Origin of the sequence: Dactylosporangium salmoneum (assembly GCF_039532525.1) — a bacterium.
In the GTDB taxonomy this organism is placed as follows: Bacteria; Actinomycetota; Actinomycetes; order Mycobacteriales; family Micromonosporaceae; genus Dactylosporangium; species Dactylosporangium salmoneum.
In genome coordinates, this window is the sequence record NZ_BAAARV010000005.1 from 421,169 (window position 1) to 439,233 (window position 18,065).

Sequence of the window (18,065 nt, forward strand, 5' to 3'; positions counted from 1 at the left end):
AACCGGGCGCGCAACGGCGTCGAGCCCGCACCGCCGCCCCGTCCCCCACCACCCGCCAGCAGGCGGCGGCCCCAGGCGCGCTGCCGCACCCCGCCACGCCGGAGTGGCGGCTCGCCCGCGGCGGCCTCAGGTGCGCTGCCTGCCCTCTCCCGCGGCGCGCTCCATGACGGTGCGCAGGTCGCGGCGCTCGATCGCGGCCGCCATCAGCTCCGGGAACACGTCGGGCGTGCAGGCGAAGGCGGGCACCCCGAGGGCCGCCAGCGACGCCGCGTTCTCCCGGTCGTAGTCCGGCGCGCCCTCGTCCGACAGCGCCAGCAGCGTGATCACCTGCACCCCGGCCGCCGTCATCGCCGCCACCCGGCGCAGCATCTCCTCCCGCACCCCGCCCTCGTACAGGTCGCTGATCAGCACGAAGATCGTGTCGCGGGGCCGGGTGATGAGCTGCTGGCCGTACGCGATCGCCCGGTTGATGTCCGTCCCGCCGCCCAGCTGGGTCCCGAACAGCACGTCCACCGGGTCGGCCAGCCGGTCGGTCAGGTCCACCACCGCCGTGTCGAACACGACCAGCGACGTCTTCAGCGACCGCATCGAGGCCAGCACCGCCGCGAACACCCCGGAGTACACGACCGACGCCGCCATCGACCCCGACTGGTCCACGCACAGCACGATGTCGCGCTGCACGGCCTGGGCCCGCCGCCCGTACCCCACCAGCCGCTCCGGCACGACCGTGCGCTGCTGCGCCTGGTAGTGCTTGAGGTTCGCCCGGATCGTCCGGTGCCAGTCGATGTCGTGGTGCCGCGGCCGGTTGATCCGCGCCGCCCGGTTGAGCGCCCCGCTCAGCGCGGTCCGGGTCGGCTGCGCGATCCGCCGCTCGAGCTCGGCCACCACCTTGGCCACCACCTTGCGCGCGGCCCGCTTGCTCTTGTCGGGCATGACCCGGTTGAGCGACAGCAGCGTCCCGACCAGGTGCACGTCGGGCTCGACCGCGTCCAGCATCTCGGGCTCGAGCAGCAGCCGGGTCAGGTTGAGCCGCTCGATCGCGTCGGCCTGCATCACCTGCACGACCGTCGACGGGAAGTACTGCCGGATGTCCCCCAGCCACCGCGCCACCCGCGGCGCCGACGCCCCGAGCCCCGCCCCGCGCGGGCCGCCCCCGCCGTCGCCGCCCCCGTCGTACAGCGCGCCGAGCGCGGCGTCCACCGCCGCGTCGGTCCCGCTCAGCCCGTACCCGGTGCCCTCGGCCCCCGGCTCGCCGCCCAGCGCGAGCCGCCACCGCCGCAGCCGCTCGTCACCGTCGTCCAGCTGCTCAGACATGCAGCTCCCTCCCCAGCAGGCGGGCGACGACCGGGAGCAGCAGCGCGCCCCGGTCCGGGTCCACGTCTTCGTCCGTGCCGGCGCCCGGGCGGCCGGTGCCGATGTGCGCCGCGCGCTCCCCGATCATCCGGCGCTGCGGGGCCGGATACCCGCTGAAGGTGCGGCGCAGCAGCGGCAGCACCTCCAGGAAGGCCTCGGCCGGTATGCCCGTCAGCCAGGCGTCGACCAGGGCCAGGAGCCGCTCGTCGTGGACCAGCAGCAGGCCGTCGCCGGCCAGGAAGCCCTCGATCCAGGCGGCGCTGCGGGCCACCGGCACGCCGACCGTGAGCACCAGCGCCATCCGGGCGCCGATCTCCTCGGCCCCGACCGCGCCGGCGTCCAGCAGCAGGCGGTTCATCCGGCCGGTGAGCAGGCCGTGCAGGTCGTCACGGGTGGACAGCCCGGCCAGGACGGCCTGCCAGCGGTCCTGGGCCTCGGCGTGCTCGACCAGCGCGAGCGCCGCCTGGACCCCGTCGATCCGGTCGCGCATCACCGCGGCCGCCGAGTCGTCGAGGCCGCCGACCGCCGCCGGCAGGCCCACGCAGATCCGGGTGATCATCCCGAGGGTCACGTCGCGCAGCGCGGACAGGTCGGTGCCGCGCACGTCGCCGTACCGCAGCGTGCGCGCCAGCGCCGGCAGCGCGTCCATCAGGTGCGCCACGTCGGCGTCCAGCGCCATCCGCTCGTCGAGCGCGTCGAGCACCCCGGGCAGCGCGTCCGGCAGGTCGGCGAGCAGGCACCGCTCCACCAGCGCGGTCACGTCGGCCAGCGTCGCCGCAGCCGCGGCCTGCTCGGCGACGCGGGCGGTGGCCGCCTCGAGGACCGTCGTGCCGTACACCCCGGCCTCGACCAGGTCCACCGCGAACTCCGGCTGCCAGGCGATCTCCCACTCCTCGCGGAACGTGCCCTTGCCCTTCGACGCGGCGAGCACCTTGCCCCACTCCACCCCGAGCAGCCGGAGCCGGTGCAGCAGCCGGCTGCGCTCCAGGTCGAACGGCTGGCGCAGGTCCAGCCGCAGCTCCCGGCGGTCGGCCCGGGGCGGCAGCCGCAGCCGCCGCTGGCTGCCGGCCACGTCCTTGGCGATCGGCACCCCAGGCGTGCGGTCCGGCACCCGGCCGAGCCGGTCGCCCACCACGAGCCGCCGGTTGATCAGCGCCAGCCGCAGGTCGTCGCCGTCGCACAGCACCGCGTGGGCCGCGTCGGTGACCTCGGCCAGCCCCGCCAGCGGCCGCCCCCGCATCGTGGCCAGCGCCTCGGCGAGCCGGGTCGCCTCGATCACGTGGGCGCTCGACACCGGCACGCCGTCCTTGCGCAGCACCCCGGCCGCCCGCACCAGCCACCGCTCGATCACGTGCGCGTCCACGGAGGTGAACAGGTGGTGGTACCAACCGGGCGAGCGGACCCCCGCGCCGTACCCCTGCCAGGACGCCAGCCGCGCGTGCGTCCACGGCACCCAGGTCATCGCCACCTTGACCTTCGGCAGGCCGCGCACCACGGCCGCGTCGGCGGAGGCGCTGGGCAGCGGGGCGGACAGCGCCGGCACGTGCCAGGCCCCGCAGACCACCGCCACCCGCTCGAACTCCTTCAGCGCGGCCCGCAGCCCGATCCGCATGTAGGCCTCGCGCCGCTCCTCCTCGACCCGCTCCGCCTCGGGCGGCCGCGGCGCGCTGCCCCGCACGACGGCCATCGCCTCAGCGATGGCCTCGAACGGCCCGGACGCCGCCCGCAGCTCCTCCTCGTCGATGTCGACCTCGGGCGCGAACAGCCCCACGCCCCCCATGCCGGAAAAGTCGGACTCGGCCGCCTCTGCTGGCGGCGAGTCCGCGGCGGTGGGCGACGGCTGGTTGAAGCGGTGCTCGACGACGTCCTCCCACCAGCGCTCGGGGTCGTCGTACCCCGCCGCCTCGGCCAGCGCCCCGATCGGGTCGATGCGGACCCCGTCCTCCCCCTCCGCGGCCCGGGCCTCGGGCGGGGCCGGCGGCGCGGCCAGCCGGACGGCGGCCGGCATGTCGATGAAGCGGACCGGCACCTCCCGCGCGACCGCCCACCGGATCGCCTGCCACTCCGGCGAGAACTCGGCCAACGGCCAGAACGACGCCCGCAGCTTCGGGTCGGGGTTGTCCGCCGGATAGGCCAGCAGCGCGACCGGGGCCCGCATGTCCTCGTCGCCGGCGAAGGGCACCAGCGGGTCGGCCTCGGGCGGGCCCTCGATCAGCACGACCTCGGGCTGGAAGGCGGCCAGCGCGCGGCGTACCGCACGAGCCGACCCCGGTCCGTGATGCCGGATGCCGAGCAGCAGGGGCCGGTCACTCGCCACGGCGGGCCGCTCGGTAGAAGTCCCGCCAGCCCTCGCGTTCGCGGATGACGGTCTCCAGGTACTCCTGCCACACGACCTGGTCGGAGACCGGGTCCTTGACCACGGCGCCGAGGATGCCCGCGGCCACGTCGCCGGCCCGCAGGACGCCGTCGCCGAAGTGGGCGGCCAGCGCCATGCCGTTGGTGACGACCGAGATGGCCTCCGCGGTGGAGAGGGTGCCGCTGGGCGACTTGAGCTTCGTGCGCCCGTCCTCGGTGACGCCGTTGCGCAGTTCGCGGAAGACGGTGACGACGCGCCGGATCTCGTCGGCCGCGGGCGGCAGCTCGGGCAGCTCCAGCGCCTTGCCCAGCGCGGCGACCCGCCGGGCCACGATGTCGACCTCCTCCTCGACGCCGGACGGCACGGGCAGCACCACCGTGTTGAACCGGCGGCGAAGCGCGGAGGACAGCTCGTTGACCCCGCGGTCGCGGTCGTTGGCGGTGGCGATGACGTTGAAGCCCTTGCGGGCCTGGACCTCCTCGCCGAGCTCCGGCACCGGCAGGGTCTTCTCCGACAGGATCGTGATCAGGGTGTCCTGCACGTCGGAGGGCACCCGGGTGAGCTCCTCGATCCGGGCGATCCGCCCGTCGGCCATGGCCCGCAGCACCGGGCTGGGCACGAGCGCGGCGCGCGTCGGCCCCTCGGCGAGGAGGCGGGCATAGTTCCAGCCGTACCGGATCGCCTCCTCCGGCGTGCCCGCGGTGCCCTGCACGAGCAGGGTCGAGTCGCCGCTGATGGCCGCCGCGAGGTGCTCGGACACCCAGGTCTTGGCCGTGCCGGGCACCCCGAGCAGCAGCAGCGCCCGGTCGGTGGCGATCGTGGCGACCGCGACCTCGATGAGGCGGCGCGGCCCGACGTACTTCGGCGCGATCACGGTCCCGTCCGCCGCCTCCCCGCCGAGCAGGTAGGTGACGACCGCCGCCGGCGAGAGCCGCCACCCGGGCGGCCGCGGCCGCTCGTCCCCGGCCGCGAGCGCCACGAGCTCCGCGGCGAACTCGTCCTCGGCGTGCCGCCGCTGCACCGTCTCGGCGACGGGCGCCCCGTCGACGTGGGCGACTGTGACATCGACTGTGGTCACGCGAGCTCCTCGAGCATGTCGTGGCGGAAACGGAGGGTGTCGGCGAACCGGCCGACGATGTTGGACATCGGGTCGTCGGAGGGCAGGCCGATGGCCAGCGCCGTGGCCCGGTCAGCCGTGCCGGCCGGCAGCCGCAGGGCGGCCAGCTCGCACAGCCCGGCCAGGCGCCAGCCCGCGGAGCGGCGCCCGCCCAGGTCGTCCAGCGCCCCGAAGACCGCCTCGACCAGGGCGGGCGGCCACGGCCGCGGGCACAGCTCCAGCACGTGCTCCACGCCGACGGCGGCGGCGCCGGCCAGGCCGCGGCGCAGGACCTGCACGGCGATGCTGGCCAGGGCCTCGGAGGGCAGGGCGTCGTAGAGGGCCTCGAGCAGCAGCCGGTCGTCGGGGCGCCCGCCGGCGGCGACCTCCTCGGTCAGGCGGCCGGTGAGGGCGGCGGCCCACTCCTGGTCGCGCTGGCCGGCCGCGGCCCGGGCCAGGCCGCGGCGCAGGACCGCGGCCCACTCGTCCGTCACCTGCCGGGACAGGAACTCCTCCGGGTCGCCCCACACCCGCAGCGGCGTGCGGGTCAGCAGCTCCTCGAGCCACCAGGCGCGCTCGCCGACGCCCGCCGGCGGCCGGGGAACGATCCCGTCGCGGCGCATGCCCTTGTCGCAGGCGGCGGGCGGGACGACCTGGATGCGGCCGCCGGCGGTGCGCACGCAGGCGGTGGTGCGCTCGGTCATGCGCCGGGCGTACCCGCTGTCGGGCAGCAGCGCGAGCAAGTCGAGGGCGGCGAGGCGGACCTCCTTGCGCCGGTCGTCCAGCGCGGTCTCCAGCATCGGCTCGTCGTCCCCCGACAGGCCGGTGGCCAGGGCGCCGAGCAGTGCCGCCCGGTCGTCGGGGGTCTCGGCCGCCCACACCTGGGCGAGCATGTCGCGGCCCCGCTGCTGGCCCTGCGGCCCGCCACGGCGCACGGCGGTGAGGATGCCGACCCGCCGGCCGATCGAGCCCAGCTCCCAGCCCTGCCGGTCGTCGGCGGGCGCCTCGACCACGCCGGCGCCGAGATACCCCCACTCGGGCCGCTGCCGCGCCAGCCACTCGGCCCGGGCCCCGCCGGCCGCCGCGACGAAGGGCCGCAGCGCCCGGTGCCGCCGGCCGACCTCCAGCAGGGCCGGCAGCAGCTCGCCGGGCACTCGCCGGCCGCCGACCGCGCCGAGCAACTCGGCGAGCAGCTCCAGCCGCCCGTCGGCGTCGCGGACCGGGACGGCGTTGCTCGTGCCGTACCCGACCGCGTCGACCGCCAGCAGGTCCGCCGCCCGGGCGGCCGCCGCCCAGCTGACCAGCGGGATCGCGGAGTCGTCGGGGGCCGGCTCGGGCACCCGCAGCCCGGTGCGGGCCCGGAACCCCGCCCGCCGGTACAGCGTCAGCGCCCCCGCCGCGTCCAGCAGCGCGTCGGCCGGGTCCTCGCCGGGCGCGCCCACCCCGGCCGGCAGCGTCCGCCGCTGCGTGCCGACGAGCGCCGTGGCCAGCACGTCGCCCCAGTCGGGAAGCTCGCCCGCCATCAGCACCCCACCGATCTCTCGAACCCCGTCGCCCATCGAGCCCGACGGACAGGCAACCGACCGGCCGGCCAACCTTGCGGGAAGCGCGCGGTCATCACAGGCGCACCAGGCGGTCGTCGGACCAGACGCCCAAGGGGCGCAGGCCGGCGGCGGACCACTCCCCGGTCACGGTGGCGAACCGGCCGCCCGTGACCGCGACCAGCCGCCAGGGCTCACCCGCCGCCGGATCGAGGGGCAGGGCGGCCCCGGACGAGTCGGCGAGCGCCCAGCCGTTGCCGTCCCGGACCGGGCAGACGGCGTCGAGGGCCATCGGCCAGAAGTCCAGCCAGGGGTCGGCGGCGAGGGCCTCGGCGTGCGCGCGCAGGTTGGCCTCGATGCCCGCGCCGCCGGCGACGGCGTGCATGCGCTCGGGCGGGGCGTGGCGCCGGGCGATGAGGGCGCGGGCCGGCTGGCCGCCGGGATAGAGGCAGACGTCGGCGTCGAGCTCGGTGCCGGGGAGCAGATCGATCGGCAGCGACTGACCGGCGACGGCGAACGACAGGATGATCAGCGGCCGGTGCGAGCCGGCGCCGCGCAGCCAGGCCCGCCGGACGGTGAGCTGGTCCTCGATCTCGTCCCGCACGCCGTGGACCTGCCAGCGGTCGCGGACGGGCGGCCCGGCGAGCACGGCCTCGGTGGCGATGGGGACGCCGACGCGCATGCGGACGCTGGCGGCGAGCTCCTCGGGCAGGTCGGCGAGGCGCCGGTAGCCGCCGACGAGCAGGTGCAGCCGGGCCAGCTCGCCGAGCAGGCGCTCGGGGGAGCCCATGACCGCGGTGGTGCGGCGCAGGATGCCGGCGGCGCTGGCGGCCTGGGCGTCGACCAGCCGGGCGATCATGTTGTCCCAGGCGGCGCCGTCGCGGCCGGCCCCGGCCAGCCCGGCGCGGGCCTGGTCGGCCAGCCAGCGGTCCAGCTCATCGAGCCCGCCGGCGATCCGGTCGGCCCGCCGGGCCTGGGCCTTCTCGCTGGGTGCGGACCTGCTCGCCGTATCACTGCCGGGGTTTGGTTTCTCTTCGGACGGCGGCGCGGCGGCGGCGCGATTGGCGCGCGCGGCCCTCGAGGCCTGCCAGGCGCTCGCCCACGAGGGCGCGACGGCCGCGGGCACCACGCCGGACGACCACCGCAGCAGCAGGCCGAGTGCGTGCTTGCAGGGCAGCTTCCGGCTGGGGCAGGTGCACTTGAAGGCCGGCCCGGTGAGGTCGACCGCGGTCTGGTACGGCATCGAGTCGCTGCCCTGGCACAGCCCCCACAGGGTCGGGTCGATGTCCTCGCCGGCGCTCAGCCCGGTCTCCAGCCAGGCCCGGTCGCCGGCGAGCCCGCGCGCCGCCCGCTGGGCGGACGAGTCGGGTGCCAGCGCCATCACCTGGTCGGTGGTCCAGACCGTGGTGACCGTCGTTGTTTCGGCCATGCTGCTTACCGTAGTGAGGGGGTACGACATTTCGCGGCTGGGTATGTTTCCGCCATGAGACCCGTACGCACCGTCGCCCGCTCGCTGATCGCCACCCTCTTCGTGGTCCAGGGCTGGGCCGCGTTCCGCACGCCGGCGAAGCTGGCCGACCGGGCACGCCCGGTCACCGACCGGCTGGAGCCGGCGATCCGCGCGGTGCACCCCAACCTGCCCACCGACGCCGAGACGCTCGTGCGGGTGAACGGCGCGGCGCAGGTGCTCGGCGGCGTGATGCTCGCGACCGGGCACGCGACGCGGCCGGCGGCGCTGCTGCTGGCGGGGTCGCTGGTGCCGACGACGCTGGCAGGGCACGCGTTCTGGGCGATCGAGGACCCGCAGCAGCGCGCACAGCAGCGCATCCAGTTCATGAAGAACATGGGCCTGGTCGGCGGGCTGCTCCTGGCGGCGGTCGACCGTGAGGGCCGCCCTGACCTGCGCTGGCGGGCCGGGCACGCGGCCAAGACGCTCCGGCGGGCCCGCAAGCACCTCAGGGACAGTTCACCCATTCCTCTTCGCCATCGGTGAACACCTGACGCTTCCACACCGGCAGCCGGGCCTTGACCTCGTCGACCAGGCGGGCGCACAGCGCGAAGGCCTCGGCCCGGTGCGCAGTGGAGACGGCGGCGGCCAGCGCCACATCGCCGATCTCCAGGCGGCCGACGCGGTGCGACACGGCGAGCCCGCGCACGGCCGGGTCGGCGGCGATCTCGGCGGCCACCTCGGCGAGCACGTCGGCCGCGCTCGGGTGCCCCTCGTACTCGAGCTCCACCACGCCCCGCCCGCCGTCGTGGTCGCGCACGACCCCGGCGAAGGAGACGACGGCGCCGGCCGCGCGGTCCTCGACCGCCTGCTCGTGCGCCCGGACGTCCAGCGGCTCGGTGGTGACGGCGGTCCTGATCACGAGCGCTCCCCGTCCAGCAGCGGCACCATCTGGGCGACCGTGCCCTCGCGCCCCTCGGCGCCGGGCGGGATCACCGCGAAGCCGACCGAGTTGGCCAGGCCCCGCAGCATCGCCGAGCCGACGTGCGCGACCGGCAGGGCCCGCCCACCGGCCAGCGTGACCAGCGCCAGGTGCGTGAAGTCGCCGCGACCGGGCACGTCGGCGCCGAGGGTCACAGTCCCCAGCGTCGGCAGCGGGCGCCCGGAGAGGCCGGCGAGCAGGGGCAGTACCAGGGAGACCAGGGCGACGAATGTGGACTGCGGGTTGCCGGGCAGCCCGGCCACGAACTGACCGCCGGGCAGGCGCGCCACGAGCATCGGGAAGCCGGGGCGCACGGCGACGGTGTTGACGACGTACTGCGCGCCGAGCTCCGCCAGCGCCGGGTGCAGGTGGTCGACCGGGCCGTGCATGGTGCCGCCGGTCGTGCAGATCAGCTGGGCGCCCGCGTCGATCGCGCCGCGCAGGGCGGCGACGTGGTCCTCGAGCGTGTCGGCGACGGGGCCGCGCTCGTGCACGACCTGCGCGCCAGCCCGGCGCAGCCACGAGGGCAGGGACGGGCCGAGGGCGTCGCGCACCCGGCCGGCGCCGGGCGTGCCGGCGGTGAGCAGCTCGTCGCCGAAGACCAGCAGGGCGGCGCGGGGGGCCGGGCGGCAGCTCAGCTCGTCGTACCCGCAGGACGCGGCCAGCCCGATCACGCCCGGCGTGACGGGGATGCCCGCCGGCAGCAGCTCCTCGCCGGCGGCGGCCTCCTCGCCCTGGCGGCGCCAGTCGGGCAGGCGGCGGGGCTCGCCCGTGACGGCGCCATCGGTCGTGGTGGAGTCCTCGACCCGCACGATCGCCGTGGTACCGCGGGGAACCATCCCCCCGGTGGCGATCTCCACGCAGGTGCCGTCCTCGTCGAGCGGCTCCGCGCGGTTGCCCGCGAGCACGCGGCCGACGATCCGCCACGGTGCGGGGCCGCGGGCCGCCCAGCCGTCGACGCTGGACGTCGGGAAGGCGGGCAGGTCGGTCAGGGTCACCAGGGGAGCGGCGAGCGTGAGGCCGTCGGACGCGGCGAGCGGGACCGGCACCGGACCCGGCGCGGCCGCGGAGCCCGCTGCGAACACCGCCTCGCGGGCGGCGGCCCAGGCGATCGGTAACGTCACGCGGGAAAGCCTAGTGGTCCCCGCCGCGCAGCTGGTCGACGGCGTGGGCCAGCACCGGCCCCAGGACGGCAAGGCCATCCTTGGCGCCCCCTCGCGAGCCCGGCAGGTTGACGATCAGGGTGCGCCCGGCGACGCCGGACAGCCCGCGCGACAGGATCGCCGTGGGCACCTTGGCCGCCCCGGCCGCCCGGATCGCCTCCGCGATCCCCGGCACCTCGTAGTCGAGCACCCGCCGGGTCATCTCCGGCGTCGCGTCGGTCGGCGTGATCCCGGTCCCGCCGCTGGTCAGCACGACATCGGCTCCCTCGGCCACGGCCGCGCGCAGCGCCGCCTCGACCGGCTCCCCGTCGGGCACCACGACCGGCTCGCCGACCTCGAAGCCCAGGCCACGCAGGCCCTCGGCGAGCAGCGGTCCGCTGGTGTCGGCGTAGACCCCGGCCGCGGCCCGGTTGGAGGCCACCACCACGACGGCCTTCACCGCTGCCACACCCCGGTCTTACCGCCCTCCTTGCGCAGCACGCGCACGGCGTCGAGCGAGGCCGCCGGGTCGACCGCCTTGATCATGTCGATGAGGGCGAGGCCGGCCGTCGCGACCGCCGTGAGCGCCTCCATCTCCACTCCGGTGCGGTCGGCGGTGCGGGTCACGACCTCGATGGAGATCGAGTCGTCACCCAGCGTCAACTCCACCGTCACCCCGTGCAGGGCGATCGGATGGCACAGCGGGATCAGGTCCGGCGTGCGCTTGGCCCCCATGATCCCGGCGATGCGGGCCACGGCCAGCGCATCCCCCTTGGGCAGGGCGCCGTCGCGCAACAGGTCGACCACTTCGGTTGTGGTGCGGACGATTCCCGCCGCGACCGCTCGCCGCGCGGTGACGTCCTTGGCGGCCACGTCGACCATGCGGGCGGCACCCGACGCGTCCACGTGGGTCAGCTCTCTCGACACCTGGTGAGCTTAGTCCTCGCCGCGCGGACAGCGACTTGATCATGCAGGCTAGGGGCTAGCCATGTGGATCTAGCTGCACAGAGCGTCACATTCGCCTCACCAAATCGTGACAAAGGCCGCTATAGTTCGCAAACTATGATTCGACCGACAAATCGCCTTGAGCATCTTGCGATTTGCACCCTAGGCTGCGTTCAGCGCTTATGGCTTCGATGAACTTCGATGCCTGAGCACAACGGGGGTCGTATCAGCAGGCGACCTTTGGGGGCGAAAGATGCGCAAGGACCACGAGTGGCTCTAACCCGGTCGACGGGTTGACAACACCGGCACACCGTCGGCAACGATAGGCATCAACGGCGATGCAGAACAGACCGCGAACCGACGACGCGACCAACCAGCGCCCGTGGCGTCTCGTTGGTCCCGTCGTCGTCGGCGCGGCCGGCCTCAACCTCTGGGCTCTCTGGCGCATCTCCGAGTACGAACGCCTGTTCCTGCCCATGTTGCTGCTGGCGCTCGTCATGGTCGGCAACGGCTTCGTGATGATCCGGATCCGGGTCCGCTCGACGAACATCGGCACGTCGCCGACCACCGCGATCATGACCGTCGCCGCGGCGTTGCTGCCCGCGCCACCGCTCATTCTCGGCACGGTTTGCGGTAAATTGCTCTATTTGCTCACCCGGCGCGATGTCGATCCGGTAAAGGCAAGCTTCAATGTCGCGAAGGAAACGCTGTGCGCGTCCGCGGCGACGTTCGCCGCCACCGCGGCCGGCATCCATCCGATGCTGCTCGAGCCGCACTCTTCCTTTCTCGACGTCATTCCCGGGATGTTCGCCGGCTTCCTGGCCTACACGCTGAGCGACGAGATCATCTCGCAGGCGTTGTTCGCGCTGGTCACCCACACGTCGTACCGGCAGCGCCTCGCCGTACAGGCCAGCACCCAGGTGGTACCCCGGCTGGGGCTCTTCGCGGTCGCCTTGGCCACCATCGCCGCCTACCACATCAGCGAGTGGCTGCTGCTCGTCCTGCCGCCGCTGGTCTACGCGATCCACCTCGCCGCGGCCAACCAGGTCCGCACCCGCCAGGGCAACGAGGCCTGGCAGCGCCTCGCCGAGGCCACCGACGAGTTCAACTCCGTCGACCAGACCGCCGTGCTCTACGCCGCCGTCCGGCGCGCCGCCGACATCTTCTCCACCGACGAGGCCGAGGTCGAGATCCACCCGCCGACCGGTGGCGCCCGCCTGGTGCGCAGCAACGGCACCCAGATCCTCTTCGACGGCGCCCCCGAGGACGCGCCGACCGCCGAGGGCTTCCTGATCCCGGTCGCGCTGGAGAGCTACCGCGGCGACGCGGACCTCGGCGAGCTGCGGCTGCGCTGGCGCGGGCACAGCCCCGTCCGGTTCACCGAGCGCGAGCAGTACACCCTGCGCACCTTCACCGCCGCCCTGTGCACCGCGATCCGCAACGCCGCCACGTTCGCCGAGACGCAGCGGCTGGCCGACAGCCACGCGCGGGCCGCGGCCCAGGACCCGCTGACCCGGCTGGCCAACCGACGGCGGCTGCAGCAGCACGGCGACGAGATCCTGGCCGCCGGCTCGGGCGCCGGCGTGGTCGGCGTGGTGCTCATCGACCTCAACCACTTCAAAGAGGTCAACGACACCCTCGGGCACGCCGAGGGCGACCGGGTGCTCATCGCCGTCGCCGAGCGACTGACCGCCGCCGCCCGCCCCGGCGACCTGGTCGCCCGCTTCGGCGGCGACGAGTTCGCGGTCATCCTCGCCGGGCTCAGCGCCCCCGCCCTCGCCGAGCTGCGCGCGCAGACCATGCTCAACGCGCTCACCCCGCCGATCGCGCTCGACGACATGCGCATCAGCGTCGAGGCCAGCTGCGGCGTGACCACCGGCAGCGGCGGCACGATCGGGGAGCTGCTGCGCCGGGCCGACGTCGCGTTGTACCAGGCCAAGCAGGAGGGCCAGCGCATCGTCGTCTACGCCCAGTCCCGCGACACCGCCGACGTCGGCAGCCTCACCCTCGGCGGCGACCTCGCCCGGGCCCTCGCCGAGCAGCAGTTCACCGTGCACTTCCAGCCCATCGTCGACCTGGCCAGCGGGCGGGTCATCGCCGCCGAGGCGCTGACCCGGTGGCACCACCCCGACCGCGGGTACCTGCCGCCGGACCGCTTCCTCGGCGCCATCGAGCGCTCCGGGCAGCTCGCCGCCTTCGCCGACGCCGTTCTCGACCAGGCCCTCATCGCGGTGATCGAGTGGGGCGACGCCGGCTACCCGGTGCCGGTCGCGGTCAACGTCTCCCCGCGAAGCCTGCTCGACCCCTCGTTCCCCGACGCGGTCGCCCGCCGGCTCGGCGCCCGCGGGGTGCCCTCCTCGGCGCTGGTCATCGAGCTCACCGAGTCGGTCACGCTCAGCAAGCTCGAGGTCGTCGACGACGTCCTTGCCGCCCTGCGCGACCTGGGCATCCGCCTCGCCCTCGACGACTTCGGCACCGGCTTCTCGTCCCTGGCCACCCTCGCCCGGGTGCCGGTCGACGAGCTCAAGATCGACCGCAGCTTCGTGGCCGCGATGGAGGCCTCCGCGCCCGGCGCCGTCGTGCGCTCCACCATCGACCTCAGCCGCAGCCTCGACCTGCTCGTGGTGGCCGAGGGCGTGGAGCGGGAGGACCAACGCCAGCAGCTGTGGGAGCTCGGCTGCCCGGCCGGCCAGGGCCACCTCTTCGCCCGGGCCATGCCGGCCGACCGGATGCTGGCCGCCCTGGACCGCGGCGAGGGCCACCTCGCCGCCCCGCTGCACGACACAGGCGCGGTCATCCGCATGTCCCGCAGCCGCCGGGCCCGCCGGATGAGCATGGGCGGCGAGCCCCAGGGCCGCGAACGCTCGACCTGAGCCGCCTGGGCCAGAATGGGCACATCGCCACCGACCTGCGCCCCCGCCTCCTCGACGCCGCCGGCTACGCGCTCTGCGCCGCCTTCGCCGGCGTCACCGCGCTGACCTCCACCCTGCTGCCCCACCGCGCGTGGGGCGCCATCGCCTGGATCGGCTACGCGGCGGCCGTTGCCCTGGTGCTGTTCCTGGGCCGGCGGCCGGTGACGTACCTGGCCTTCGCCGCCACCGCCCTGCTCCCGCTCGTCGTCGAGGCGGTGCAGCGCGCCGGCGGCCGCACCGATCGCGCGCAGGAGGAGGTGCTGGTCGTCGAGCAGATGGGCCGGCGGCTGGTGGACACCGGCACGCCGTACCTGGGCCACGACGGCATCGCCGCCCTCCCCGACGCCGACCGCCTGCTGGGCTACGCGCCGTACCAGCCGGGCATGGCCGTCTTCGGCCTGCCGCGCGCAGCCTTCGGTGCCGCGTGGTGGACCGACGCCCGCGTCTGGTTCGCGATCGTCACGGCGTTCTGCCTGTTGTACTGCATGAGCCTGCTCCGCCCCCTGGCCCCCGACGACCGGACGCTGCGCCCGCTGCAGGCCGTGGCCGCCCTCCCCCTGGCCACGCTGACCCTCGCCACCGGCGGCGACGACCTGCCCGTCCTCGCCCTGTGCCTGCTGGCCATCGCCCTCGCCGCCCGCGACCGCTTCGGCGCCGCCGGGATCGCGATCGGCGCCGCCGGGGCGCTCAAGCTCTTCGCGCTCCCGGTCGCCCTGGTGCTGCTCGTCCTGGCGATCCGCCGCGGGAGGACGGCCTTGGCGGGCCGGTTCGCCGCCGGGGCGTTCGGCCTGCCGATCCTCGCCCTGATACCGGCGCTGGTGGTGGACCCCGACGCGTACGTCGAAAACGCCCTCCGCTTCCCGTCCGGCCACGGCCTCGTCGAGAGCCCGGCGCAGTCCCCGCTGCCCGGACACCTCATCGCGGCGGCCACCGCGGGCGGGCGCAGCATCGCGCTCGCCCTGCTCCTGCTGGCGGGCGCGGCGATCGCGGTCCGGCTGCTGCGCAGGCCGCCGGCCGACGCCGGGGCGGCCGCCGCGTACGTGGCCGCCGGGCTGACCGCCGCCATCATGCTCACGCCGAGCACCCGCTTCGGCTACCTGCTGTACCCGGTCGCCTTCCTCGCCCTGTGGTGGTCTTTGCGTTTACCGAGGCCCGACCCGGTGTAGACAAGGGGCATGGGCTTTCGCAACCGGGTCGAGGCCGGCGCAGCCCTGGCCGAGCTCCTGAAGGAATACGCCGACCGCCCCGACGTCGTGACCCTGGGCCTGGTCCGCGGCGGCGTGCCGGTGGCCGCCGAGGTCGCCCGCCGCCTCCACCTGCCGCTCGACGTGCTCGTCGTGCGCAAGCTCGGCGTGCCCTGGGCGCCCGAGGTCGCGTTCGGCGCCCTCGGCCCGGGCGGCGTGCAGGTGCTCAACGACGAGATCGCCGAACGGCTCGACCCCGACGAGATCGACATGGTCGTGCGGCACGAGAAGGCCGAGCTCGAGCGCCGCGACCGGCTCTTCCGGCTCGGCCGCGACCCGCTCGACCTCACCGGCCGGGTTGCCCTCGTCGTCGACGACGGCCTGGCCACCGGGGCGACGGCGGGGGCCGCGATCGCCGTGGCCCGCGGCCTCGGCGCCGCCCGGGTGGTCCTGGCCGCCCCGGTCGGCGCCGACACCGCCGTCGTCCGCCTGCGCCGCGCCGCCGACGAGGTGATCTGCCCCATCGCCGAGTCCGACTTCGGCGCCGTGAGCCGGTACTACGACGACTTCCGCCAGCTCGCCGACGCCGACGTCACCCGCCTGCTTCAGGCGTAGAGCTTGGCCGCCGCGTTGATCGTCTCCACCAGCTCCCGGACCTGGCGCCCGTCGCCCGCGCGCGCCGCGATCGCCTCGAGGTCGGACAGCCGCACCTCGTCGCCGTAGCGGCTGGCCCGCAGTACCTCGGCCAGGTACGCCGCCGCGTAGCAGACCCGCACCGGCGCCGGGGCGCCGTCGAAGTCCTCGTCCAGCACGGTCACCGTCACCGGCCGGCTCAGCTCGCTCGCCTCCCGCGTCTTCGGGTCCTGCCAGCGCACCCGCACGTCGGCGAGGTGGCCCTGCGCGCCGGGCCGCAGGTGCAGCGCGTAGAGGGCGGTCACCGCGTGGCCGGGCCCGACCTCGCCGCCGTCGACCCGGTCGTTGCGAAACTCCGAGGCCGACAGCACTCGGTCGTCGTAGCCGATCAAGCGGTACGACAGCACGGTCTTCGAGTCGAACTCGACCTGCGCCTTCGCGTCGAGGGCGCGCAGCGCGACGGTCGCCGGGAGCTGCTGCACGAAGACCCGGTCGGTCTCGGCCTCGTCGCTGACGTACACGACGTAGCCGTCGCCCTTGTCGGCCAGCTGCTCCATGAACTTGTCGCCGTAGTCGCTGCCCACGCCGACGCCCAGCAGGCTGATCTGCTTCGCCGCCGCCTCCTGCACCGTCCTGACCAGCGCCGTCGCGTCGGTCGTGCCCACGTTCGGCAGGCCGTCGGAGAGCAGGACGACCCGGTTGGTGGCCGAGGCGCGGAATGCCTCGCGGGCCGTGTCGTACCCCAGCCGCAGGCCCGCCTCCAGGTTCGTGCTCCCGGAGACCTTCAGCCGCCCGATCGCGTCCCGCAGGCCCTGCCGGTCGCGCACCGGGGTCATCGGGCGCAGCAGCTCGGCCCGGTCGGAGTACGCCACGACGGCCACCGAGTCGGTCGGGCGCAACTGGTCGACGAGCATGCTCAGGCCGTGCTGGACCAGGTCGAGCTTGCCCGGCTCGGCCATCGACCCGGACACGTCCACGACGAAGGTCAGCGCCGCGTCCGGGCGGGTCGCGTCGGACTCGCCACGGGTCTGCAGCCCGACGCGCAGCAGCCGCGCGCCGTCCCCGGCATTGCGGTGCGAGTTCGGCAGCCGGGCCCCGTCCGCGCTGATCGCGAAGCCATTGCCCTCCGGCTCGCGGTACTGCTGGTCGAACGCGTTGACGAACTCCTCCGGCCGGATCGTGCCGGCCTGGGGCCGGCGCCCGGCCATGAGGGTGCGCCGCGCGAAGCCGTACGAGGCCGTGTCGACGTCCACCGCAAACGTCGAAACGGGCCGGTCGGCCGCCGCGACCTCACCCTCGGCCCCGCCGGCGGCGGCCTCGCCGGTCGCGGCGCCCTTGGCGAGGCCTTCCGGGGTGCCGGGCGGCCCGTAGCCGGTGATCCCGGGCGCCGCCTTGCCGCTGTCCGAGCTGCTGCGGTCCTCCGCACTCGACCCGCAAGCGGCGAGCACTGTGAGCGCGAGCGCCGCGACCGCGGCCATGCGCAGCTGACTGACCATCGATGCCCTCCCTGAGGTATGTGGTCAGTCAGACGAGGGCTCGTCGCCGGCGGCTCCCGGCGTGACCGGACGGTGACCCAACGGTGATCTATACGTTGATTTGCGTTTTGAGTACCGCGAACGCCACCGTCGCCACGCCGGCCCCCAGCACGGCGCTGGCGAACCCGATCGCGAACGGCCGCCAGCCCGTCGTCACCTTGCCCAGGATCATGGCGATCACGATGCTGATGGCCATCGCCACCGCGATCTCGGGCACCTCGTTCATGAGGTTGCTCAGCGACTCCGAGCGCGGCGCCGGGCACGGCAGCCCGAAGGCGTTGGTGCAGCCCGGGCGCGGCTGCGACGACAGCGTGAACGACCAGCCGGCGTACGCGGTGAGCGGGATCAGGTACCAGCCGGCGGTCGCCACGAACGAGCGGATGTAGACGCTGTGCTGGTCCGGCTCGTCGTCCTCGGCGTCGGCGTCGTCCTCGACCCAGTCGTCGTGGTCGAGGACCCGGCCCTGCCCTGGCCGGCGCGGGTCGGAACGCGCCGGGAACGGCTCGATGCCGTAGTCGTCCCGCTCGGACGCGCGCTGCTGGGGTATCCACCGCTCCTGCCGCGGATCCCACCGCCCGGTCTCCGTCCCCTGGCGCTCGCGGCCGCCGCGAGACCTCTCCCAATCCGGGTAACCCACGTGCCGGAGCGTCACCTGTTCGTGACCTTCGCGCAATCGGCCGTCCAGCCGAAAGATCTGTGCCACCCTTTTTTCCACACACAGGCTGTGGATGACGAAAGCCCAGTTCAAGACCCATGCGACGGTACCGCATGAGAAGTTATCCACAGCCCTGTGCACAACGTTTCCCAAGCCAGAGCCCCGTGTTCCACAGGTTGTCCAGAGCCTTTTCCACCGGCTAACTTTGTTCGAACGCCAGTCGCCCCATACGGTTGCGCAGGCGCGTTGCGCGCCGGCGAGGACTCGTCACACCCGCGAGCGGG

At 74.8% G+C, this 18,065-nt stretch carries 15 protein-coding genes; 4 read left to right on the forward strand and 11 right to left on the reverse strand.

Annotation, left to right across the window (positions count from 1 at the left end):
• Positions 1–126: 126 nt before the first annotated feature.
• The 5 genes from ABD352_RS04750 to ABD352_RS04770 form a co-directional block, all read right to left on the reverse strand.
• Positions 127–1,314: a VWA domain-containing protein gene (locus ABD352_RS04750; protein ID WP_344610939.1), complete on the reverse strand. Its 1,188-nt coding sequence runs from the start codon at positions 1,312–1,314 to the stop codon at positions 127–129.
• A complete protein-coding gene (locus tag ABD352_RS04755) occupies positions 1,307–3,670 on the reverse strand; it encodes a DUF5682 family protein (protein ID WP_344610940.1) in 2,364 nt (787 codons plus the stop codon). The genes ABD352_RS04750 and ABD352_RS04755 overlap by 8 nt, the downstream gene beginning before the upstream one ends.
• The gene (locus ABD352_RS04760) at positions 3,660–4,787 is read right to left on the reverse strand and encodes an ATP-binding protein (protein ID WP_344610941.1); all 1,128 of its coding nucleotides are present in this window, start codon (positions 4,785–4,787) and stop codon (positions 3,660–3,662) included. Before ABD352_RS04760 ends, ABD352_RS04755 begins: the two co-directional genes overlap by 11 nt.
• On the reverse strand, positions 4,784–6,328 hold the full coding sequence (locus tag ABD352_RS04765) for a DUF5691 domain-containing protein (RefSeq protein ID WP_344610942.1): 1,545 nt from the start codon (positions 6,326–6,328) through the stop codon (positions 4,784–4,786). Before ABD352_RS04765 ends, ABD352_RS04760 begins: the two co-directional genes overlap by 4 nt.
• Positions 6,329–6,422: 94 nt before the next feature.
• A complete protein-coding gene (locus ABD352_RS04770) occupies positions 6,423–7,775 on the reverse strand; it encodes an SWIM zinc finger family protein (RefSeq protein WP_344610943.1) in 1,353 nt (450 codons plus the stop codon).
• A gap of 54 nt (positions 7,776–7,829) precedes the next feature.
• Between ABD352_RS04770 and ABD352_RS04775 the strand changes: the two genes are divergently transcribed.
• Positions 7,830–8,339 (forward strand): DoxX family protein, encoded by a 510-nt coding sequence (locus tag ABD352_RS04775; RefSeq protein ID WP_344610944.1) that lies wholly within the window; start codon positions 7,830–7,832, stop codon positions 8,337–8,339.
• Here the strand turns inward: ABD352_RS04775 and ABD352_RS04780 are convergent.
• The 4 genes from ABD352_RS04780 to moaC are packed head-to-tail and all read right to left on the reverse strand — an operon-like array spanning position 8,302 to position 10,844.
• A complete protein-coding gene (locus ABD352_RS04780) occupies positions 8,302–8,715 on the reverse strand; it encodes a molybdenum cofactor biosynthesis protein MoaE (RefSeq protein ID WP_344610945.1) in 414 nt (137 codons plus the stop codon). The two genes, ABD352_RS04775 and ABD352_RS04780, sit on opposite strands and share 38 nt — an antisense overlap.
• Positions 8,712–9,977, reverse strand: coding sequence for a molybdopterin molybdotransferase MoeA (locus ABD352_RS04785; RefSeq protein WP_425553458.1), 1,266 nt, complete (start codon positions 9,975–9,977; stop codon positions 8,712–8,714). The genes ABD352_RS04780 and ABD352_RS04785 overlap by 4 nt, the downstream gene beginning before the upstream one ends.
• Positions 9,910–10,377: a MogA/MoaB family molybdenum cofactor biosynthesis protein gene (locus ABD352_RS04790; protein ID WP_344610978.1), complete on the reverse strand. Its 468-nt coding sequence runs from the start codon at positions 10,375–10,377 to the stop codon at positions 9,910–9,912. The genes ABD352_RS04785 and ABD352_RS04790 overlap by 68 nt, the downstream gene beginning before the upstream one ends.
• On the reverse strand, positions 10,374–10,844 hold the full coding sequence (moaC, locus tag ABD352_RS04795) for a cyclic pyranopterin monophosphate synthase MoaC (RefSeq protein WP_344610947.1): 471 nt from the start codon (positions 10,842–10,844) through the stop codon (positions 10,374–10,376). The genes ABD352_RS04790 and moaC overlap by 4 nt, the downstream gene beginning before the upstream one ends.
• 356 nt (positions 10,845–11,200) lie before the next feature.
• Here moaC and ABD352_RS04800 point away from each other — a divergent pair, with 356 nt between their 5' ends.
• From ABD352_RS04800 to ABD352_RS04810, 3 genes are read left to right on the forward strand one after another with little or no spacing between them, the layout of a single operon-like run.
• Complete coding sequence (locus tag ABD352_RS04800; protein ID WP_344610948.1) at positions 11,201–13,735, forward strand: putative bifunctional diguanylate cyclase/phosphodiesterase; 2,535 nt, start codon at positions 11,201–11,203, stop codon at positions 13,733–13,735.
• A 5-nt stretch (positions 13,736–13,740) separates the two neighbouring features.
• The gene (locus tag ABD352_RS04805) at positions 13,741–14,940 is read left to right on the forward strand and encodes a glycosyltransferase 87 family protein (protein WP_425553465.1); all 1,200 of its coding nucleotides are present in this window, start codon (positions 13,741–13,743) and stop codon (positions 14,938–14,940) included.
• 9 nt (positions 14,941–14,949) lie between these two features.
• Positions 14,950–15,573 (forward strand): phosphoribosyltransferase, encoded by a 624-nt coding sequence (locus ABD352_RS04810; RefSeq protein ID WP_344610949.1) that lies wholly within the window; start codon positions 14,950–14,952, stop codon positions 15,571–15,573.
• Here the strand turns inward: ABD352_RS04810 and ABD352_RS04815 are convergent.
• Complete coding sequence (locus ABD352_RS04815; protein ID WP_344610950.1) at positions 15,564–17,087, reverse strand: vWA domain-containing protein; 1,524 nt, start codon at positions 17,085–17,087, stop codon at positions 15,564–15,566. The two genes, ABD352_RS04810 and ABD352_RS04815, sit on opposite strands and share 10 nt — an antisense overlap.
• A gap of 88 nt (positions 17,088–17,175) precedes the next feature.
• On the reverse strand, positions 17,176–17,763 hold the full coding sequence (locus tag ABD352_RS04820; protein WP_344610951.1) for a hypothetical protein: 588 nt from the start codon (positions 17,761–17,763) through the stop codon (positions 17,176–17,178).
• Positions 17,764–18,065 lie beyond the last annotated feature (302 nt).

Excerpts from the sequence above, each read along its gene's own strand:
- ABD352_RS04750 (WP_344610939.1), bottom strand. The coding sequence starts at position 1,314 with ATGTCTGAGCAGCTGGACGACGGTGACGAGCGGCTGCGGCGGTGGCGG.
- ABD352_RS04765 (WP_344610942.1), bottom strand. The coding sequence starts at position 6,328 with ATGGCGGGCGAGCTTCCCGACTGGGGCGACGTGCTGGCCACGGCGCTC.
- ABD352_RS04770 (WP_344610943.1), bottom strand. The coding sequence starts at position 7,775 with ATGGCCGAAACAACGACGGTCACCACGGTCTGGACCACCGACCAGGTG.
- ABD352_RS04775 (WP_344610944.1), top strand. The coding sequence starts at position 7,830 with ATGAGACCCGTACGCACCGTCGCCCGCTCGCTGATCGCCACCCTCTTC.
- ABD352_RS04785 (WP_425553458.1), bottom strand. The coding sequence starts at position 9,977 with ATGGCCTTGCCGTCCTGGGGCCGGTGCTGGCCCACGCCGTCGACCAGC.
- ABD352_RS04800 (WP_344610948.1), top strand. The coding sequence starts at position 11,201 with ATGCAGAACAGACCGCGAACCGACGACGCGACCAACCAGCGCCCGTGG.
- ABD352_RS04810 (WP_344610949.1), top strand. The coding sequence starts at position 14,950 with ATGGGCTTTCGCAACCGGGTCGAGGCCGGCGCAGCCCTGGCCGAGCTC.
- ABD352_RS04815 (WP_344610950.1), bottom strand. The coding sequence starts at position 17,087 with ATGGTCAGTCAGCTGCGCATGGCCGCGGTCGCGGCGCTCGCGCTCACA.